General features: G+C 65.6%; 14 protein-coding genes. 10 read left to right on the top strand and 4 right to left on the bottom strand.

Features of this window, described 5'->3' with window-relative positions:
• Window positions 1–24 precede the first annotated feature (24 nt).
• Window positions 25–588, top strand: coding sequence for a DinB family protein (locus CWS35_RS15495; protein ID WP_100952397.1), 564 nt, complete (start codon window positions 25–27; stop codon window positions 586–588).
• A gap of 28 nt (window positions 589–616) precedes the next feature.
• On the opposite strand, the gene paoC is transcribed toward CWS35_RS15495, so the two are convergent.
• The 3 genes from paoC to paoA are packed head-to-tail and all read right to left on the bottom strand — an operon-like array spanning window position 617 to window position 4,445.
• Complete coding sequence (gene paoC / locus CWS35_RS15490; protein ID WP_100952396.1) at window positions 617–2,821, bottom strand: aldehyde oxidoreductase molybdenum-binding subunit PaoC; 2,205 nt, start codon at window positions 2,819–2,821, stop codon at window positions 617–619.
• 2 nt (window positions 2,822–2,823) lie between these two features.
• Complete coding sequence (locus tag CWS35_RS15485; RefSeq protein WP_100952395.1) at window positions 2,824–3,774, bottom strand: xanthine dehydrogenase family protein subunit M; 951 nt, start codon at window positions 3,772–3,774, stop codon at window positions 2,824–2,826.
• Complete coding sequence (paoA, locus tag CWS35_RS15480) at window positions 3,771–4,445, bottom strand: aldehyde dehydrogenase iron-sulfur subunit PaoA (RefSeq protein ID WP_100956389.1); 675 nt, start codon at window positions 4,443–4,445, stop codon at window positions 3,771–3,773. Before paoA ends, CWS35_RS15485 begins: the two co-directional genes overlap by 4 nt.
• A gap of 306 nt (window positions 4,446–4,751) precedes the next feature.
• Between paoA and CWS35_RS15475 the strand changes: the two genes are divergently transcribed.
• The 9 genes from CWS35_RS15475 to CWS35_RS15435 all read left to right on the top strand — a co-directional run bounded on the left by CWS35_RS15475 (window position 4,752) and on the right by CWS35_RS15435 (window position 14,855).
• Window positions 4,752–5,513 (top strand): crotonase/enoyl-CoA hydratase family protein, encoded by a 762-nt coding sequence (locus CWS35_RS15475; RefSeq protein WP_024580663.1) that lies wholly within the window; start codon window positions 4,752–4,754, stop codon window positions 5,511–5,513.
• Between the two features lie 79 nt (window positions 5,514–5,592).
• Entirely contained in the window at window positions 5,593–7,263 is a 1,671-nt protein-coding gene (locus CWS35_RS15470; protein WP_100956387.1) for a bifunctional UDP-sugar hydrolase/5'-nucleotidase, read from the top strand.
• Between the two features lie 275 nt (window positions 7,264–7,538).
• Entirely contained in the window at window positions 7,539–8,465 is a 927-nt protein-coding gene (locus CWS35_RS15465) for a histone deacetylase family protein (RefSeq protein ID WP_100952394.1), read from the top strand.
• 73 nt (window positions 8,466–8,538) lie between these two features.
• A complete protein-coding gene (locus CWS35_RS15460; RefSeq protein ID WP_024580660.1) occupies window positions 8,539–8,790 on the top strand; it encodes an exodeoxyribonuclease VII small subunit in 252 nt (83 codons plus the stop codon).
• 552 nt (window positions 8,791–9,342) lie between these two features.
• The gene (dxs, locus tag CWS35_RS15455; protein WP_024580659.1) at window positions 9,343–11,271 is read left to right on the top strand and encodes a 1-deoxy-D-xylulose-5-phosphate synthase; all 1,929 of its coding nucleotides are present in this window, start codon (window positions 9,343–9,345) and stop codon (window positions 11,269–11,271) included.
• Between the two features lie 147 nt (window positions 11,272–11,418).
• A complete protein-coding gene (locus CWS35_RS15450) occupies window positions 11,419–11,982 on the top strand; it encodes a nucleoside 2-deoxyribosyltransferase (RefSeq protein WP_100952393.1) in 564 nt (187 codons plus the stop codon).
• Window positions 11,979–12,734 carry a TlyA family RNA methyltransferase gene (locus tag CWS35_RS15445; protein WP_100952392.1) on the top strand — a complete coding sequence of 252 codons (756 nt, stop codon included), beginning with the start codon at window positions 11,979–11,981 and terminating at the stop codon, window positions 12,732–12,734. The genes CWS35_RS15450 and CWS35_RS15445 overlap by 4 nt, the downstream gene beginning before the upstream one ends.
• Window positions 12,727–13,968: a class I SAM-dependent RNA methyltransferase gene (locus tag CWS35_RS15440; RefSeq protein ID WP_100952391.1), complete on the top strand. Its 1,242-nt coding sequence runs from the start codon at window positions 12,727–12,729 to the stop codon at window positions 13,966–13,968. The genes CWS35_RS15445 and CWS35_RS15440 overlap by 8 nt, the downstream gene beginning before the upstream one ends.
• 53 nt (window positions 13,969–14,021) lie before the next feature.
• Window positions 14,022–14,855, top strand: a complete 834-nt coding sequence (locus CWS35_RS15435) for a nucleotidyltransferase domain-containing protein (protein WP_100952390.1) — start codon at window positions 14,022–14,024, stop codon at window positions 14,853–14,855.
• An 87-nt stretch (window positions 14,856–14,942) separates the two neighbouring features.
• Here CWS35_RS15435 and CWS35_RS15430 read toward each other — a convergent pair whose 3' ends face one another.
• Window positions 14,943–15,791, bottom strand: a complete 849-nt coding sequence (locus tag CWS35_RS15430; protein WP_100952389.1) for a DUF1194 domain-containing protein — start codon at window positions 15,789–15,791, stop codon at window positions 14,943–14,945.
• Window positions 15,792–15,818 lie beyond the last annotated feature (27 nt).

Below are 15,818 nucleotides of genomic sequence, written 5' to 3'. Positions count from 1 at the left end.
TCCATCAATCCAGTGAGGACCGATATGCCGGCGAGCCTCGTTCAGACCTTTCGTGCCTTTGCCTACAACAACGCCTGGGCCAATCATCGCCTGCTTGCCGCATGCGGCGAGCTCAGCCAGGCCGAATTCGCCGCCGCGCGCACCGGGTTCTTTCCGAGCCTGCAAGCGACGCTCAATCACATCCATGTCGTCGATCTGTTCTACGTCGACGCGCTCGAAGGCGGCTGGCTCGGGCCGAGGGCCTGGGCGAACGAAGTGCCCTGCCCGTCGGTCGCCGAGCTGAAAGTCGCGCAACGCGCGATCGACCAGCGGCTGATCATTCACTGCGACGCGCTGACGGCGGAGCGGCTCGATGAGGACGTCAAGGTCAATCGCGACACGTCAGTGCAGACCGAGCGGCGCGACCGCCTGCTGATGCATCTGTTCCAGCATCAGATCCATCATCGTGGGCAGGCCCATGCGATGCTATCGGAAACCACCGTCAAGCCGCCGCAGCTCGACGAATTCTTCGCCGCCGGCGAAGCCCCGTTGCGGGCGGCGGAATTCAACGAACTTGGCTGGCGCGGAGCCACCGTGTGGGGAGGCTGAGAACGCGGACTCCCGCTAACGCCACGCTTCAGACCGGCTCCGGCATCTGCGCAAGCAGCTTGTCGAGCGTGATGGGATAGTCGCGCACCCGAATGCCGGTCGCATTGTAGACCGCGTTGGCGACGGCGGCCGCAACGCCGCAGATGCCGAGCTCACCGACACCCTTGGCCTTCATCGGCGACGACATCGGATCAGTCTCGTCGAGGAAGATCAATTCCTGATGCGGAATGTCGGCATGAACCGGCATTTCGTAGCCGGCGAGGTCGTGGTTGACGAACAGGCCGTGGCGCTTGTCGACCACGAGCTCTTCCATCAGGGCAGCACCGACGCCCATCGTCATCGCGCCGATCACCTGGCTGCGCGCGGTCTTCGGATTGAGGATGCGGCCCGCCGCGCAGACAGCAAGCATCCGCCGCACGCGGATCTCAGCGGTTGCGGCATCGACGCCGACCTCGACGAAATGTGCGCCGAACGTCGACTGCTGGTAGGTCTTGTCGAGATCGCCATATTCGATGCCGTCCTCGGCCGACAGTCCGTCCTCGCCCGCGGCCTCCGCCAGCGGCACGCTGCGATTGCCTGCCGTGACCTTGCCGTCGGAGAAACTGGCCTCGGCCGAGTTGAAGCCAAGCTTCTGCGTCACCGCATCGCGCAGCTTGACGCAGGCAGCATAGACGCCCGAGGTCGCATTGTTGGCACCCCATTGGCCGCCCGATCCGGCAGAGACCGGAAACTCGGAATCGCCAAGGCGGACCCTGACCTGCTCGATCGAAACTCCCATCATCTCGGCAGCGGTCTGCGCGATGATGGTGTAGGAACCGGTGCCGATGTCGGTCATATCGGTCTCGACGGTGATGACGCCGCTCTTGTCGAGACGGACGCGAGCGGCCGACTTGGTCAGCAGATTGTTGCGGAACGCGGCCGCGACCCCCATGCCGACCAGCCAGCGCCCGTCGCGCACGCGTCCCGGCTGGGCGTTGCGCGCGCCCCAGCCGAAACGCTCAGCGCCGGTGCGCAGGCATTCGGTCAGCGCGCGCTGCGAGAAGCGCCGCTCGGGTTTTTCCGGATCGACCTGGGTGTCGTTGAGGATGCGGAGCTCGATCGGGTCGATGCCGAGGCTTTCGGCCAGTTCGTCGACCGCGACCTCCAACGCCATCATGCCGGGCGCTTCGCCGGGCGCGCGCATCGCATTGCCTTCCGGCAGATCGAGCATCGCCATCCGCGTCGCGGTCATGCGGTTGGCACCGGCATAGAGCAGCCGTGTCTGGTTGACTGCGGTCTCGGGCTTGCCGCCCGGCAAATTGCCGGACCAACCCTCATGGCCGATCGCGGTGATCTTGCCGTCCTTGGTCGCGCCGATCCGGATGCGCTGGATCGTGGCCGGACGATGCGTGGTGTTGTTGAAAATCAATGGCCGCTGCAGCGCGACCTTGACCGGTCGGCCGGCAGCGCGGGCGCCGAGCGCCGCGAGCAGCGCATCGGCGCGCAGGAACAATTTGCCGCCGAAGCCGCCACCGATAAAGGGCGAATCCAGCCGGACCTTATCCCTGGGCATACCGAGGGTCTTCGCCAGGTCGGCCGCGTTCCATGCGATCATCTGGTTGGACGTCCAGAGCGTGAGCCTGTCGCCATTCCACGCGGCGATCGAGGCGTGCGGCTCCATCATGGCGTGGGCTTCGTCTGGCGTGGTGTAGGTCGCGTCGAGCTTGACCGGGGCCGAGGCGAAGGCCGCGGCGAAATCGCCGACCGCGGTGTCGGGCGGCCCGCCGAAGCCGGCGACCGGTTTGCCGGTCTCGGCGACCGCGGCGAGATCGAAGGCGCCGTCGCTGCGCGCATAGTCGACGCGCACCAGTTGCGCCGCGGCACGCGCCTGTTCGAAGGTCTCGGCGATCACCACCGCGATGGCCTGATGGTAATGCTGAATCTCCGGGCCGCCGAGCAGAAGAGCGACGTTGAGATCGCCCTTGGTCAGCTTGCCGGCGTTCTCGGCGGTGACGATCGCAAGCACGCCGGACGCGGACCTTGCCGCCGCAACGTCCATCGCGGTGATCCCTCCCTTGGCGATCGCGGCGCCGACGACATAGCCATAGGCTGCGTTCGGCGCGACGTCGTGGCGCTCATAGGCATAGGGCGCCGTGCCGGTGGTCTTGAGCGGACCATCGATGCGGCTGATGGGCTTGCCGATGATCCTGAGCTGGTCGATCGGATTCTCGGTGGCGGGTGTGTCGAATCTCATGATCAGCCTTTCGCTTCCGCCAGCACCGCATCGAGCGTGCGCTCGACCAGCGCGAGCTTGAATGCATTCTGCTGCGTCGGCCTGGCGCCGGCGAGCAGCCTTGCGGTGACGGCCCTGGCGCCGCGCGGCATCTCCGCCTCAGCCGCCTCGACGCGCCAGGGTTTCGGCGCGACGCCGCCGAGCGCGACGCGCCCGCTGCCGTCGCGCTGCACGATGGCGCCGACCGACACCAGTGCAAAGGCGTAGGAGGCGCGGTCACGCACCTTGCGATAGATGTGCGCGCCGCCGACCGGCTGCGGCAGCACCACCGCCGTGATCAATTCGCCCGGCACCAGATTGGTCTCGATCTCGGGTGTGTCGCCCGGCAACCGGTGGAATTTGCCGATCGGAATGCTGCGCGTCGTGCCGTCCGGCCGCATCGTCTCGACCTTGGCATCGAGCGCGCGCATCGCGATCGCCATGTCGCTTGGATGGGTGGCGATGCACGCATCGCTGGTTCCGACTACCGCGTGCGACCGGCTGAGGCCGCCGAGTGCGGCACAGCCGCTGCCGGGCCTGCGCTTGTTGCAGGGCAGATTGGTGTCGTAGAAATAAGGACAGCGCGTGCGCTGGAGCAGATTGCCGGCGGTGGTCGCCTTGTTGCGCAACTGGCCGGATGCACCGGCCAGCAGCGCCCGCGACAGCAAGCCGTAGTCGCGCCGCACCCGCGCATCGGCGGCGAGATCGGTGTTACGCACCAGCGCGCCGATCCGCAGGCCGCCGTCCGGCGTCGGCTCGACCTTGTCCAGCGCAAGCCCGTTGACGTCGATCAGGTGCGCAGGCGTCTCGATCTCGAGCTTCATCAGGTCGAGCAGATTGGTGCCGCCGGCGATGAACCTGGCGCCGCTGGTGCGCGCGGCCGCAGCCGCCGCCTCGCGCGCGGTGCGCGCGCGCTCGTAGGTAAAGGCTCTCATGCATCCCTCCCGGCAACCTCGGTGATCGCCTCGGCGATGTTGGAATAGGCGCCGCAGCGGCAGATGTTGCCGCTCATGCGCTCGCGCAGCTCGGCGTTGGTGAGTTGCGGCTGCGTCGTGAGATCGGCGCTGACATGGCTTGGAATGCCGGCCCTGACCTCGGCGAGGACAGCGACAGCCGAGCAGATCTGGCCCGGCGTGCAATAGCCGCATTGATAGCCGTCATGCTTGACGAAGGCCGCCTGCATCGGGTGCATCCGGTCCGGCGTACCGAGCCCTTCGACGGTGGTGACACTGTCGCCTTCATGCATCACCGCGAGCGACAGGCAGGAATTGATGCGGCGGCCATTCACCATCACCGTGCAGGCGCCGCACTGGCCGTGATCGCAGCCCTTCTTGCTGCCGGTCAGCTTCAGATGCTCGCGCAGCGCGTCGAGCAGCGTGGTCCGGGTGTCGATCTCGAGGGCATGCGCATTGCCGTTGACGTTGACGGATACTTTCATCATCGCGGGGGCTCCGCTCGGGGCTGACGGACCTTGCGCGCGCACCGGACGCGGAATCTCGGTCGCAAAGGCTGGCGTCGCCAACGTGCCTGCGCCGGCGATCAAGAGTTCGCGCCGGGAAAGTTCCAGACCAATGGGACCACCAGGTCCTGGACTGCGCCTTGGCATACCGTTCTCCATCGTCGTGATGCATTCCAACTTGCAGACCGGCCGGGTGTTTCAATTCGCGTCATCACCCGGGGCCGGCACACTCGGCGACAGCTAGGCGTGCGGTGATGAACGCGTTAGGTCCCGAAACCTGCATGCACCTATCGATGGGGCTCATGAATGCATGGGGCTTGGGGACCGCCCATGCGCGACATAATTGCGCAATCCGGTCCAATTGCCGGCTGTACGGATCGCTTTGGGCTTGCGCAGGATCATGTAGGATGCCGTCACGAACCCCACCGCCCGCCGACCCCATGGAACTGGCTGATGACTGCGCATGTCATAGTGACCGACGAAGCCGCCACCCGCGTGATCCGGCTGCGCCGGCCCGAGAAAAAGAACGCGATTACCCAAGAGATGTTTCGCGCGATCAGCGACGCGATCGACAAGGCACAGAACAATCCGAAGATCCGCTGCCTAATCATCACCGGCGGCTCCGGCGTATTCACCGCCGGCAACGACATCGAGGACATGCTCGCGCAAGGCACCTCGACCGGCGAGACGCCGCCCGCCTCCGACCTGGTCCGGTTCCTGTATTCATTGGCCCATAATGTGAAACCGGTCATCGCCGCGGTCGACGGCGTCGCGATGGGCATCGGCACCACCATGCTGTTCCACTGCGACTATGTGCTGGCCAGCAAGACCGCGCTGTTCTCGACGCCATTCTCCAATTTCGGCCTGGTGCCGGAAGGTGCCTCCAGCCTGCTGATGCCGCGGACGATGGGCCACCAACGTGCCTTCGCGATGCTGGTGATGGGCCGCACCATGTCGGCCGATGACGCCCGTGTCGCCGGCTTCGTCAACACCGTGGTGGCGCCGGGCCATGCCGAGGTCGAGGCGCACAAGGTGGCGCGCGAGATCTGCGCGCTGCCGGCCGAGGCGGTGGCGATTTCGCGACGCCTGATCCGGCTGCCGCCGGAGGACGTCACCCGCCGCATCGAGCAGGAGAACCATCTGTTCAGCGAACGGATGCGCTCCAAGGAAGCGATCGGCGCCTTCAAGGCGTTCATGGCGCGCACGAAGGATTGAACGAAGCGTCGGGATTGAAACGAAGCGTCGCAAAATTGTAGTGGCGTCGCGCCATGATCGTGTGTTCCATGGACAGGTCATGAGACAGCCCCGCCTGACATTTCTCGCCGCGCTGTGCGCGCTCGAACTGGCCGCAGCAAGCCCCAGCCTGGCGCAGGGCGCCGCGCCGGTCGACCTGCGCATCCTCGCGATCAACGACTTCCACGGCTATCTGCGGCCGCCGCCGGGCGGCATCCACATCACCAACCCCGCTGATGCGACCAAGAAGATCATGGTGCCCGCCGGCGGCTCGGAGCGGATGGCCACCGTCGTCAAGCAGCTGCGCGAAAGACACAAGAACAACATCTTCGTCGCGGCCGGCGACCTGATCGGCGCGAGCCCGTTTCTGTCGGCCATGTTCCATGACGAGCCGACCATCGAATCGCTCTCGATGATGGGCCTTGCGATCTCCTCGGTCGGCAATCACGAATTCGACGAGGGCAAGGACGAGCTGCTGCGGATGCAGAACGGCGGCTGCCACCCGGTCGACAAATGCCAGGGACCGCACCCGTTCACGGGCGCCAAATTCCACTATCTGGCGGCGAGCACCTTCGACAAGGGCACCGGCAAGACGGTGTTTCCACCCTACGAGATCAGGGAATTCGACGGCATTCCGGTGGCCTTCATCGGGCTCGCGCTGAAGAACACCCCGAACCTGGTCTCGCCGGCCGGCGTCGCCAGCCTCGACTTCCGCGACGAGGCCGAGACCGTCAATGCGCTGGTCCCCGAATTGAAGGCGAAAGGCGTCGAGGCGATCGTCGTCTTGATCCACGAAGGCGGCTTTCCCATCGGCAATTACAATGAATGTCCCGGCATCTCGGGACCGATTGTCGACATCGTCAAGAAGTTCGACAAGGCGGTCGACGTCGTGATCTCCGGCCACACCCATCAGGCCTATATTTGCGAGATCGACGGACGGCTGGTCACGTCAGGCGACAAATACGGCACGCTGGTCACCGCGATCGATCTTCAGCTCGATCCGAAGACCCACGACGTGATCAGTGCCAAGGCCGACAACACCATCGTGCGGATCGCTGGCACGGCCAAGGACCACGAGCAAAGCGCGCTGCTGGAGTCCTATGACCGGCTCGCCGCGCCGATCGCCAACCGTCCGGCAGGCTCGGTCACGGAAACCCTGTCGCGTACGCCCGCCGAGACCGGCGAGAGCGTGCTCGGCGACATCGTCGCCGATGCGCAGTTGCTCGCGACGAGCGCCGAGCCGAACGGCGGCGCGGTGATCGCCTTCACCAATCCCGGCGGCGTGCGCACCGACATCACCAGGCGCGAGGACGGCGCGGTGACCTACGCCGACATCTTCGCAAGCCAGCCGTTCCGCAACCAGCTCGTGACGATGACGCTGACCGGCAAGCAGCTCAAGGACGCGCTGGAACAGCAATGGGCCGACCCGAAGCGCCCGCGCGCGCTCCAGGTCTCCAGGGGGTTCGCCTACGCGTGGGATGCGAACAAGCCCGACGGCGCGCGCATCGTCGCCGAACGGATGTCGCTCGACGGCAAGCCGATCGACCCCGCCGCCAGCTATCGCGTCACCGTGAACAATTATCTCGCCGAGGGCGGCGACGGCTTCACGGTGTTCAAGGCGGGAACGGCGCAGCAGTTCGGCATCTACGATGTCGATGCGCTGTATGCCTACTTCAAGGCCAACAGTCCGGTCGGCCCGGCCGCAGGAAAGCGGGTCGAGCGGATCAATTGAGCAAGACGACGCCGCGGTACGTATCCCTTCCCCGTCATTGCGAGCCAACGGGTCGGCGCAAAACGCCGCCCGATAACCGGCTCCGCGAAGCAATCCATTCGACCAAGCGAGCGGAAGCATGGATTGCCTCGTCGCTTCGCTCCTCGCAACGACGCGGACGGAGCCCGGCATTGGAAGGGCAGGATCGGGAGATAAAGTCGGGCCTTTCCGGACGGCCGCTAAGGGCCTAGATTAGAGTCGTCCTCGCACGCGCTTCCTTTGCGCCGGGAATTTGTATGACACTGCTTCTGACGCACGCCGCCTGCCTCAACCATTTGACCCCTCCCGGACATCCCGAACGTCCCGATCGGCTGCGCGCGGTCGCCGAGGTGTTGGGAGAGGATCGCTTCAAGGCACTGGTGCGCGACCTCGCGCCGGAAGGCGACCTCGACACCGTGCTGCTCTGCCATGGCGAACACTATGTCGGCGAGTTGCGGCACATCGCGCCGACCTCCGGGATGATCTACATCGACGGCGACACCTCGATGTCGCCCGGAACCTGGGAAGCCGTGATGCGCGGCGTCGGCGGCGCTGTGGCCGCCACCGATGCGGTGATGGAAGGCAAGCACCAGAACGCCTTCGTCGCGGTTCGGCCACCGGGCCATCACGCCGAGAAGTCGACGCCGATGGGCTTCTGCTTCTTCGACAATGCCGCGATCGCGGCGCGCCACGCGCAGCGCAAATATGGCATCAAGCGCGCCGCGGTGATCGATTTCGATGTCCATCACGGCAACGGCACGCAGGACATCTTCTGGGCCGATCCGACCGTGATGTACTGCTCGACACATCAGATGCCGCTGTTTCCCGGCACCGGAGCCGCCGGCGAGCGCGGCGAGCACGATACTGTCGTCAACGCGCCGCTAGCGCCCGGCGACGGCGGTGCCAAATTCCGCGCCGCGTTCGAGAACCTGATCCTGCCGCAGCTCGAGAAGTTTTCCCCAGAGCTCGTCGTCATCTCGGCAGGCTTCGACGCGCATCACCGCGATCCCCTGGCCTCGATCAACCTGACGGGCGAGGATTTCGGCTGGGTCACGCGCAAGCTGATGGATCTCGCCGACAAGAGCGCCGGCGGCCGCGTTGTCTCCGTCCTGGAGGGCGGCTACGATCTCGAGGGCCTGAAAGAGTCGGTGGCATCTCACGTCACCGCATTGATGGGCGCGTAAAACCCCGCCACAATAAGCTCGCAAAAATTCGATTGATTCTGCGCACAGATACGTGCGCAGTCGGGAACATGAGATGGCCGAAAATACCCAAGCCGACGTCAAGAAGCTGTCGTTCGAGCGCGCGATCGAGGAACTCGAATCCATCGTCAAGCGGCTCGAGGACGGCAAGGTCCCGCTTGAGGAATCGGTCACGATCTATGAGCGCGGCGAAGCGCTGAAGCGGCGCTGCGAGGAATTGCTGCGCCAGGCCGAGGCCCGCGTCGACAAGATCACCACCGACGCCTCGGGTCAGGCGACCGGCACCGAGCCGCTCGACGTGCAGTAGCGCCGCGCGGCGACAACCGGCACGATCATGCGACAGAATGTCCGCAACGGCGGTCGATTATTGCTGCGCATTTCCAGCAATCCGTGGGACTACGGGCCGACCGTGGCGGCCGGCCGCAGTCCCGGATCAGGCCGATCCAGACCAGCCGGCTGCCGTTAAATTGGGCGACATGGAACCCATCATCAGCCCCAAGCATTGAAAAGACTAGCTTTTTTAATACAAAGCATAGGAACCCAGCGCCCCTAGCGGGTTGGCTTTGGCTACGGCTTTGGTGTAATGCTTCCAGTTCTATGGGCATTTGAGGGTGGCGGGCGGCCCGGATTCTTCGGGCGGCAAGCATCTCAAATGGTTCGACAAAACTGAACCGGGACGGGTGAAGAGCGACCAAGGTGATGCATATCACGTGGTCCAATCCGGAGTGAATCTAGCTTTACAACCAGGCACCGGCCTGCCGGGGCGGCACCCAGTGTCTGGCATTCGCTGCGCGGTGAGCGCGCCAACCCATCTCGCGTCGGGCGATTCGTTCCGACAGGCAAAAATTGGAAATTCGCTGTGACCACATTTAGTAAAACGCCGCTTCTTGACACTATTCGCACGCCGGATGACCTGCGCAAGCTGAAGGTCGAGCAGGTGCGGCAAGTTGCCGACGAGCTCCGCCAGGAAACCATCGACGCCGTGTCGGTGACCGGCGGCCATTTCGGCGCCGGCCTCGGCGTGGTCGAACTGACCACCGCCATCCACTACATCTTCGACACCCCGCGCGACCGCCTGATCTGGGACGTCGGCCACCAGGCCTACCCGCACAAGATCCTGACCGGACGCCGCGACCGCATCCGCACGCTGCGCACCGGCGGCGGCCTCTCCGGCTTCACCAAGCGCACCGAGAGCGACTACGATCCGTTCGGCGCCGCGCACTCCTCGACCTCGATTTCGGCCGGCCTCGGCATGGCTGTGGCGCGCGATCTCTCGGGCGGCAAGAACAACGTTATCGCCGTGATCGGTGACGGTGCGATGTCAGCGGGCATGGCCTATGAGGCCATGAACAACGCCGGCGCGATGAACTCGCGCCTGATCGTGATCCTCAACGACAACGACATGTCGATCGCACCGCCGGTCGGTGCGATGAGCGCCTATCTGTCGCGCCTGTACTCCGGCAAGACCTACCGCTCGCTGCGCGAGGCCGCCAAGCAGATCAACAAGCGCCTGCCCAAGATCCTCGCCAACCGCGCCAACCGCGTCGAGGAATATTCCCGCGGCTTCATGATGGACGGCGGCACGCTGTTCGAGGAGCTCGGCTTCTATTATGTCGGCCCGATCGACGGTCACAATCTCGACCATCTCTTGCCGGTGCTGAAGAACGTCCGCGACATGGAGACCGGGCCGATCCTGGTCCACGTCGTGACCCAGAAGGGCAAGGGCTATGGCCCGGCCGAAGCCTCGGCCGACAAGTATCACGCCGTCGTCAAGTTCGACGTCGCGACCGGCACCCAGGCCAAGGCCAAGCCGAACGCGCCGGCCTACCAGAACGTGTTCGGCCAGAGCCTGGTCAAGGAAGCCCAGAAGGACGACAAGATCGTCGCCATCACCGCGGCGATGCCGTCGGGCACCGGCGTCGACATTTTCAACAAGGCGTTCCCGGATCGCACCTTCGACGTCGGCATCGCCGAGCAGCATGCCGTGACCTTCGCCGCCGGCCTCGCCACCGAAGGCTACAAGCCGTTCTGCGCGATCTACTCGACCTTCTTGCAGCGCGGCTATGACCAGGTGGTCCATGACGTCGCGATCCAGAGCCTGCCGGTCCGCTTCGCGATCGACCGCGCCGGCCTGGTCGGCGCCGACGGCGCGACCCATGCCGGCTCGTTCGACAACGCCTATCTCGGCTGCCTGCCCAACATGGTGATCATGGCGGCCTCCGACGAGGCGGAGATGGTCCACATGGTGGCGACCCAGGTCGCGATCAACGATCGCCCGAGCGCGCTGCGCTATCCGCGCGGCGAAGGTCGCGGCGTCGAGATGCCGGAAGTCGGCATTCCCCTGGAAGTCGGCAAGGGCCGCATCATCCGCGAGGGCAAGAAGGTCGCGCTGCTGTCGTTCGGTACCCGCCTCGCCGAGTGCGAGAAGGCGGCCGACGAGCTCGCCGCGCACGGCCTCTCCGCCACGATCGCGGATGCGCGCTTCATGAAGCCGCTCGACGAGGACATGATCCTGAAGCTGGCGCGCGACCACGAGATCCTGATCACGATCGAGGAAGGCTCGGTCGGCGGATTCGGCTCGCATGTGGTGCAGTTCCTGACCGACCACGGCATGCTCGATAGCGGCATGCTCAAGTTCCGCTCGATGGTGCTGCCCGACGTGTTCCTCGACCACGACACGCCGGCGGCGATGTATGCCCGCGCGGGTCTCGACGCCAAGAGCATCGTTGCCAAGGTGTTCGAAACCCTCGGCAAGGACTACAAGACCGAGACCGTCAAGCTCGCGTAATCGCCTTCCACCTCTCCCCACCGGGGAGAGGTCGGATCGCGCGAGCGATCCGGGTGAGGGGGTGAGGTCCCACGAAAGAGCATAACCCCTCACCCGCGCCTCTCCCAAAGGGAGAGGTTTCAAGTCGATCTTGTCCTGGGCAAGTCCATGAGAGTCTATCTGGCAGGTCCTGACGTATTCCTGCCGGATGCCGTGGAGATCGGACGCCGCAAGGCGGAGGTGTGTGCCTATCACGGGCTGACCGGGCTGTATCCGCTCGACAACAGCATCAATCCCACGACTGCCGGCGCTTCGCTTACCATTTTCAAAAGCAACGAGGCGATGATGGAGTCGGCCGACGCCATCATCGCCAATTTGACGCCGTTTCGCGGCCCCAGTGCCGACGCAGGCACCGTCTACGAACTCGGCTACATGGCGGGACGCGGCAAGCTGTGCCTCGCCTATTCGAACGATCCCACCTCCTACGCCAATCGGGTGGCGCGGCTACAGCAGGTGGCGCCGGCGCCCGACGGACGCCTGATCGACGCGGAGGGGCTGACGGTGGAAGAGTTTGGATTGCCTGACAATCTGATGATGATGCACGCGCTCGACCTGCACGGCAGTCCACTGGTGACGCCGCGCGAGCCCGCGGCCGACCTCTGGCACGACCTCACGTCCTTCGAGGCCTGCGTGCGGCTCGCCGCGGCGCAGCGCCGGCAGGGCACCAAGTGAGCAAGGCGGGCGACAACGAGCCGTCGGCCGGCAAGCGCATCGATGTGCTGCTGGTCGAACGCGGCCTGTTCGAAAGCCGGGCACGGGCGCGCGCGGCCATCGACGCCGGCCTCGTGACGGCCGACGGCAAGCCAATCGCAAAGGCATCCGAGATCGTGGCGCCCGGCGCTGCACTGACCGCCGAGCCGGCGCATCCCTATGTCTCGCGCGGCGGCGTCAAGCTTGCCGGCGCGCTCGAGCACTATCCGATCGACGTCGAGGGTCATGTCTGCCTCGATGTCGGCGCCTCGACCGGCGGCTTCACCGAGGTGCTGCTGGCCAACGGCGCGAGCCTCGTATTCGCGATCGACGTCGGTCACGGCCAGTTGCATTCCTCGCTGCAAGGCCATCCGAAGATCGTCTCCATGGAGGAGACCGACATCAGGAATTTCGAGGGCAAGCGCCTGCCGGCGCGGCCCGACGTCGTCGTGATCGATGTCAGCTTCATCTCGCTGAAGCTGGTGCTGCCGGTGGCGCTGTCGCTGGCCGCGGCCCCGATGCATCTACTGGCGCTGATCAAGCCGCAGTTCGAGGCGGCGCGCAAACACTCCAAGCGCGGCGTCATCCGCAACGCGATGGTGCACCAGGAGATCTGCGACGATATCGCGGCCTTTGCCGCCTCGCTCGGCTGCACCGACATCCAGGTGTTTCCGTCCTCGATATCGGGCGGCGACGGCAATATCGAATTCTTCCTCGGCGCACGCCGTGGCTGAAGTCCTCGCCATCGACCATGTCGGCCACCGCGGCGACGGCGTCGCGCTCGACGGCACGCAGTCGGTCTTCGTGCCCTACACGCTGGCTGGCGAAACCGTCGAGGTCGAGGACGTCCCCGGCAACCATCCCGACCGACGGCGGTTGCTGCGCGTCGCGCAGGAAAGCCCCGAGCGGATCGCGCCGTTCTGTCCGCATTTCGGCGTCTGCGGCGGCTGCGCGATCCAGCATTGGAACGAGGCGCCCTACCGGGCCTGGAAACGCAACATCGTGGCCGAGACGCTGGCGCAGGCGAAGATCGCGGCCGAGGTCGCGCCTCTGCTCGACGCCCATGGCGCGGGCCGCCGCCGCATCACGCTGCACGGGCGCATGGCCGCCCAAGATGTCCTCAAGGTCGGCTTCGCCGCGGCAGGATCGCACGACATCATCCCGGTCGACCGCTGTCCGATCCTCGATCCCGCGCTCGACGGCGCGATCGAGGCGGCATGGGCCACCGCCGAGCCGCTGATTGCGATCGGCAAACCGCTCGACATCCAGGTGACCGCGACCCTGAACGGCCTCGATATCGATGTGCGCGGTTCCGGCGCGCTGCCGACCGGCCTGATCAGCGCCTTGTCGCGCGTCGCGGAGAAGCACCGGCTGGCGCGGCTGACGCGGCACGGCGAGCTGGTGCTGCAACGCGGCTCTCCTGACGTGGCGATCGGAAAGGCCAAAGTCGTGCTGCCGCCAGGCTCGTTCCTGCAAGCGACCGTCAAGGGCGAAGAGACGCTGGCGGCGCTGGTCCGCGCGCAATGCGGCCGCGCCAAGCATATCGCCGATCTGTTCTGCGGCGTCGGCCCGTTCGCGCTGCGCCTTGCGGAGAAGACGCGCGTGACGGCCTTCGACAGCGACGCCGGCGCGATCACGGCGTTGCAGAAGGCGGCGCAAACGACGCCGGGATTGAAGCCGCTGAAGGCCGAGGCGCGCGACCTGTTCCGTCGCCCGCTGATGCCGCAGGAATTGCGCGACTATGACGCCGTCGTGTTCGATCCGCCGCGGCAGGGCGCGCAGGCCCAGGTCACGCAGCTGGCGGCGAGCAAGGTGCCTGTGATCGTTGCGGTATCCTGCAATGCCGCGACGTTTGCGCGTGACGCGAAAATCCTGATCGACGGCGGCTACAAGATCGCCGATGTCACCCCGGTCGACCAGTTCCGCCATACCCCGCATGTCGAGTTGGTGGCGCGGTTCGCGCGCTGAGGCGCCGCCGCTTCTATCGCGGCGCGCGGTATCCTCGCTATAATCCGCCGAGCATGTCCCACGACCCGCTGCTCGCGCGCATCATTCCCGTCCTCGCCGCCGTTCCAGGCGTCGCTGCCGTCGTGCTCGGCGGCTCGCGGGCGCGCGGCACGGCGCATCAAACCTCCGACTATGATCTCGGCCTTTATTTTTCGGAGGCCGCCGCTCTGGACACCGATCGGCTGTGCGAGGCTGTGAAGGATCTGGTCGACGATCCTGCTGCCGTGTGTGTGACGCCGGTCGGCGAATGGGGACCATGGATCGTCGGCGGCGCCTGGCTTGCGATCGGCGGCCACAAGGTCGACCTGCTCTACCGCAGCGTCGAACAGGTCACGGCTGTCCTCGACGCCTGCCGGAACGGCGAGATCGGCATGCACTACCAGCCGGGCCATCCGCACGGCTTCTGCTCGGCGATCTGGATGGGCGAGGTCGCGCTGTGCCGCGTTCTGCACGATCCCCAAGGCGTCGTCGCGGCGATGCAGGCTAAGACGGTGCCCTACCCGCCGGCGCTGCGCGACGCGCTGCTGCGGCGCTTTCAATGGGAAATCCGGTTCGCGATCGACAATGCCGAGCTTGCCGTGCCGCGCGGCGACGGCACGCATGTCGCCGGTTGCGCCTATCGCGCCTTGGCCTGCATCGCGCAGGTGCTGTTTGCGCTGAACGGTCAGTATCTGATCAACGAGAAGGGCGCGCTGGTGCAGGCGGCGGATTTTCCGTTGACGGTTCGCGGCCTCGCCGGACGCGTTGCCGAGCTCTGGCGCCAGATCGGTGCTGCGGAGTACGCGGCTGCGTTGCGGACGCTGCGGACGCTGGAGAATGAGCTGCGGGAGATTTCAACGAAACCGTAGGATGGGTAGAGCGCAGCGAAACCCATCGACTTCTCTCCGCGCGGCGAGATGATGGGTTTCGCTGCGCTCTACCCATCCTACGAAATACTACCGTCCCCAGCGGTCCTGCCAGATCTTCTCGCCGATCATGCAACTGACCCGCGGCTCCCTCTCGGCGGTGCGCACGATCGGGCGATCAGGGGTCCGGCCGGCGACTTCGAGCAGCAGCTTGGTGCGGATCGCCTCCTTGAACTTCTCGCGATCCTTGATCGTGACCACGAAGGAACCGGGGCCGCCGATCACGCAATCTTCGTAATAGTAATCGAGATTCTCGATATCCATCGTCGAATAGGACGGCTCCTTCACCATGATCGGCAGTCCGTTGATGACGATGCCTTTCTCGAGCGCCGCGTCGCGCGCCGGCGTGATCGGCGTGCCGTTGTTGTTGGGTCCGTCGCCGGAAATATCGATTACGCGGCGCAGGCCACGATGCGGGTTTTCGTCGAACATCGGGATCGCAAAATAGATCGCACCCGAGATCGAGGTCCGCGAGGCGCGACGCACCGGGGTCTTCATGATCTCGGCGGAAACCGCATCGGCGGATTCAGGGCCGTCGATCACCCGCCAGGGAATGATGACCTTCTGGTCGTTGGAGGCGGCCCATTCGAAATAGGTGATCGAGATCTTGCCGTTCGGGCCCGCCTTCAGCGCCTGCAGGAATTCCTTGGAGACGATCGCCTGCGCATAGCCCTCGCGCTGGATCGCGAGTTCGTCCATGTCCATCGAATAGGACACGTCGACCGCGATGATCAGCTCGATATCGACGCTCGGCGTGGATTCCTTTTCGGCCACCCGGCCGGTCTGTGTTCCCGGGCCAGGCGCGGCAACACCGGCCACATCGCCGCTGGCCAACATGCCCGCGACAAGCACCGCTCCGATCGAGACATACCAGCGCATTGCGGCCCTCCCGTCGTGTCGCGTCAT

This window comes from Bradyrhizobium sp. SK17, assembly GCF_002831585.1.
Taxonomy (GTDB): domain Bacteria; phylum Pseudomonadota; class Alphaproteobacteria; order Rhizobiales; family Xanthobacteraceae; genus Bradyrhizobium.
This window is presented reverse-complemented; position numbering and strand designations above follow the sequence as displayed.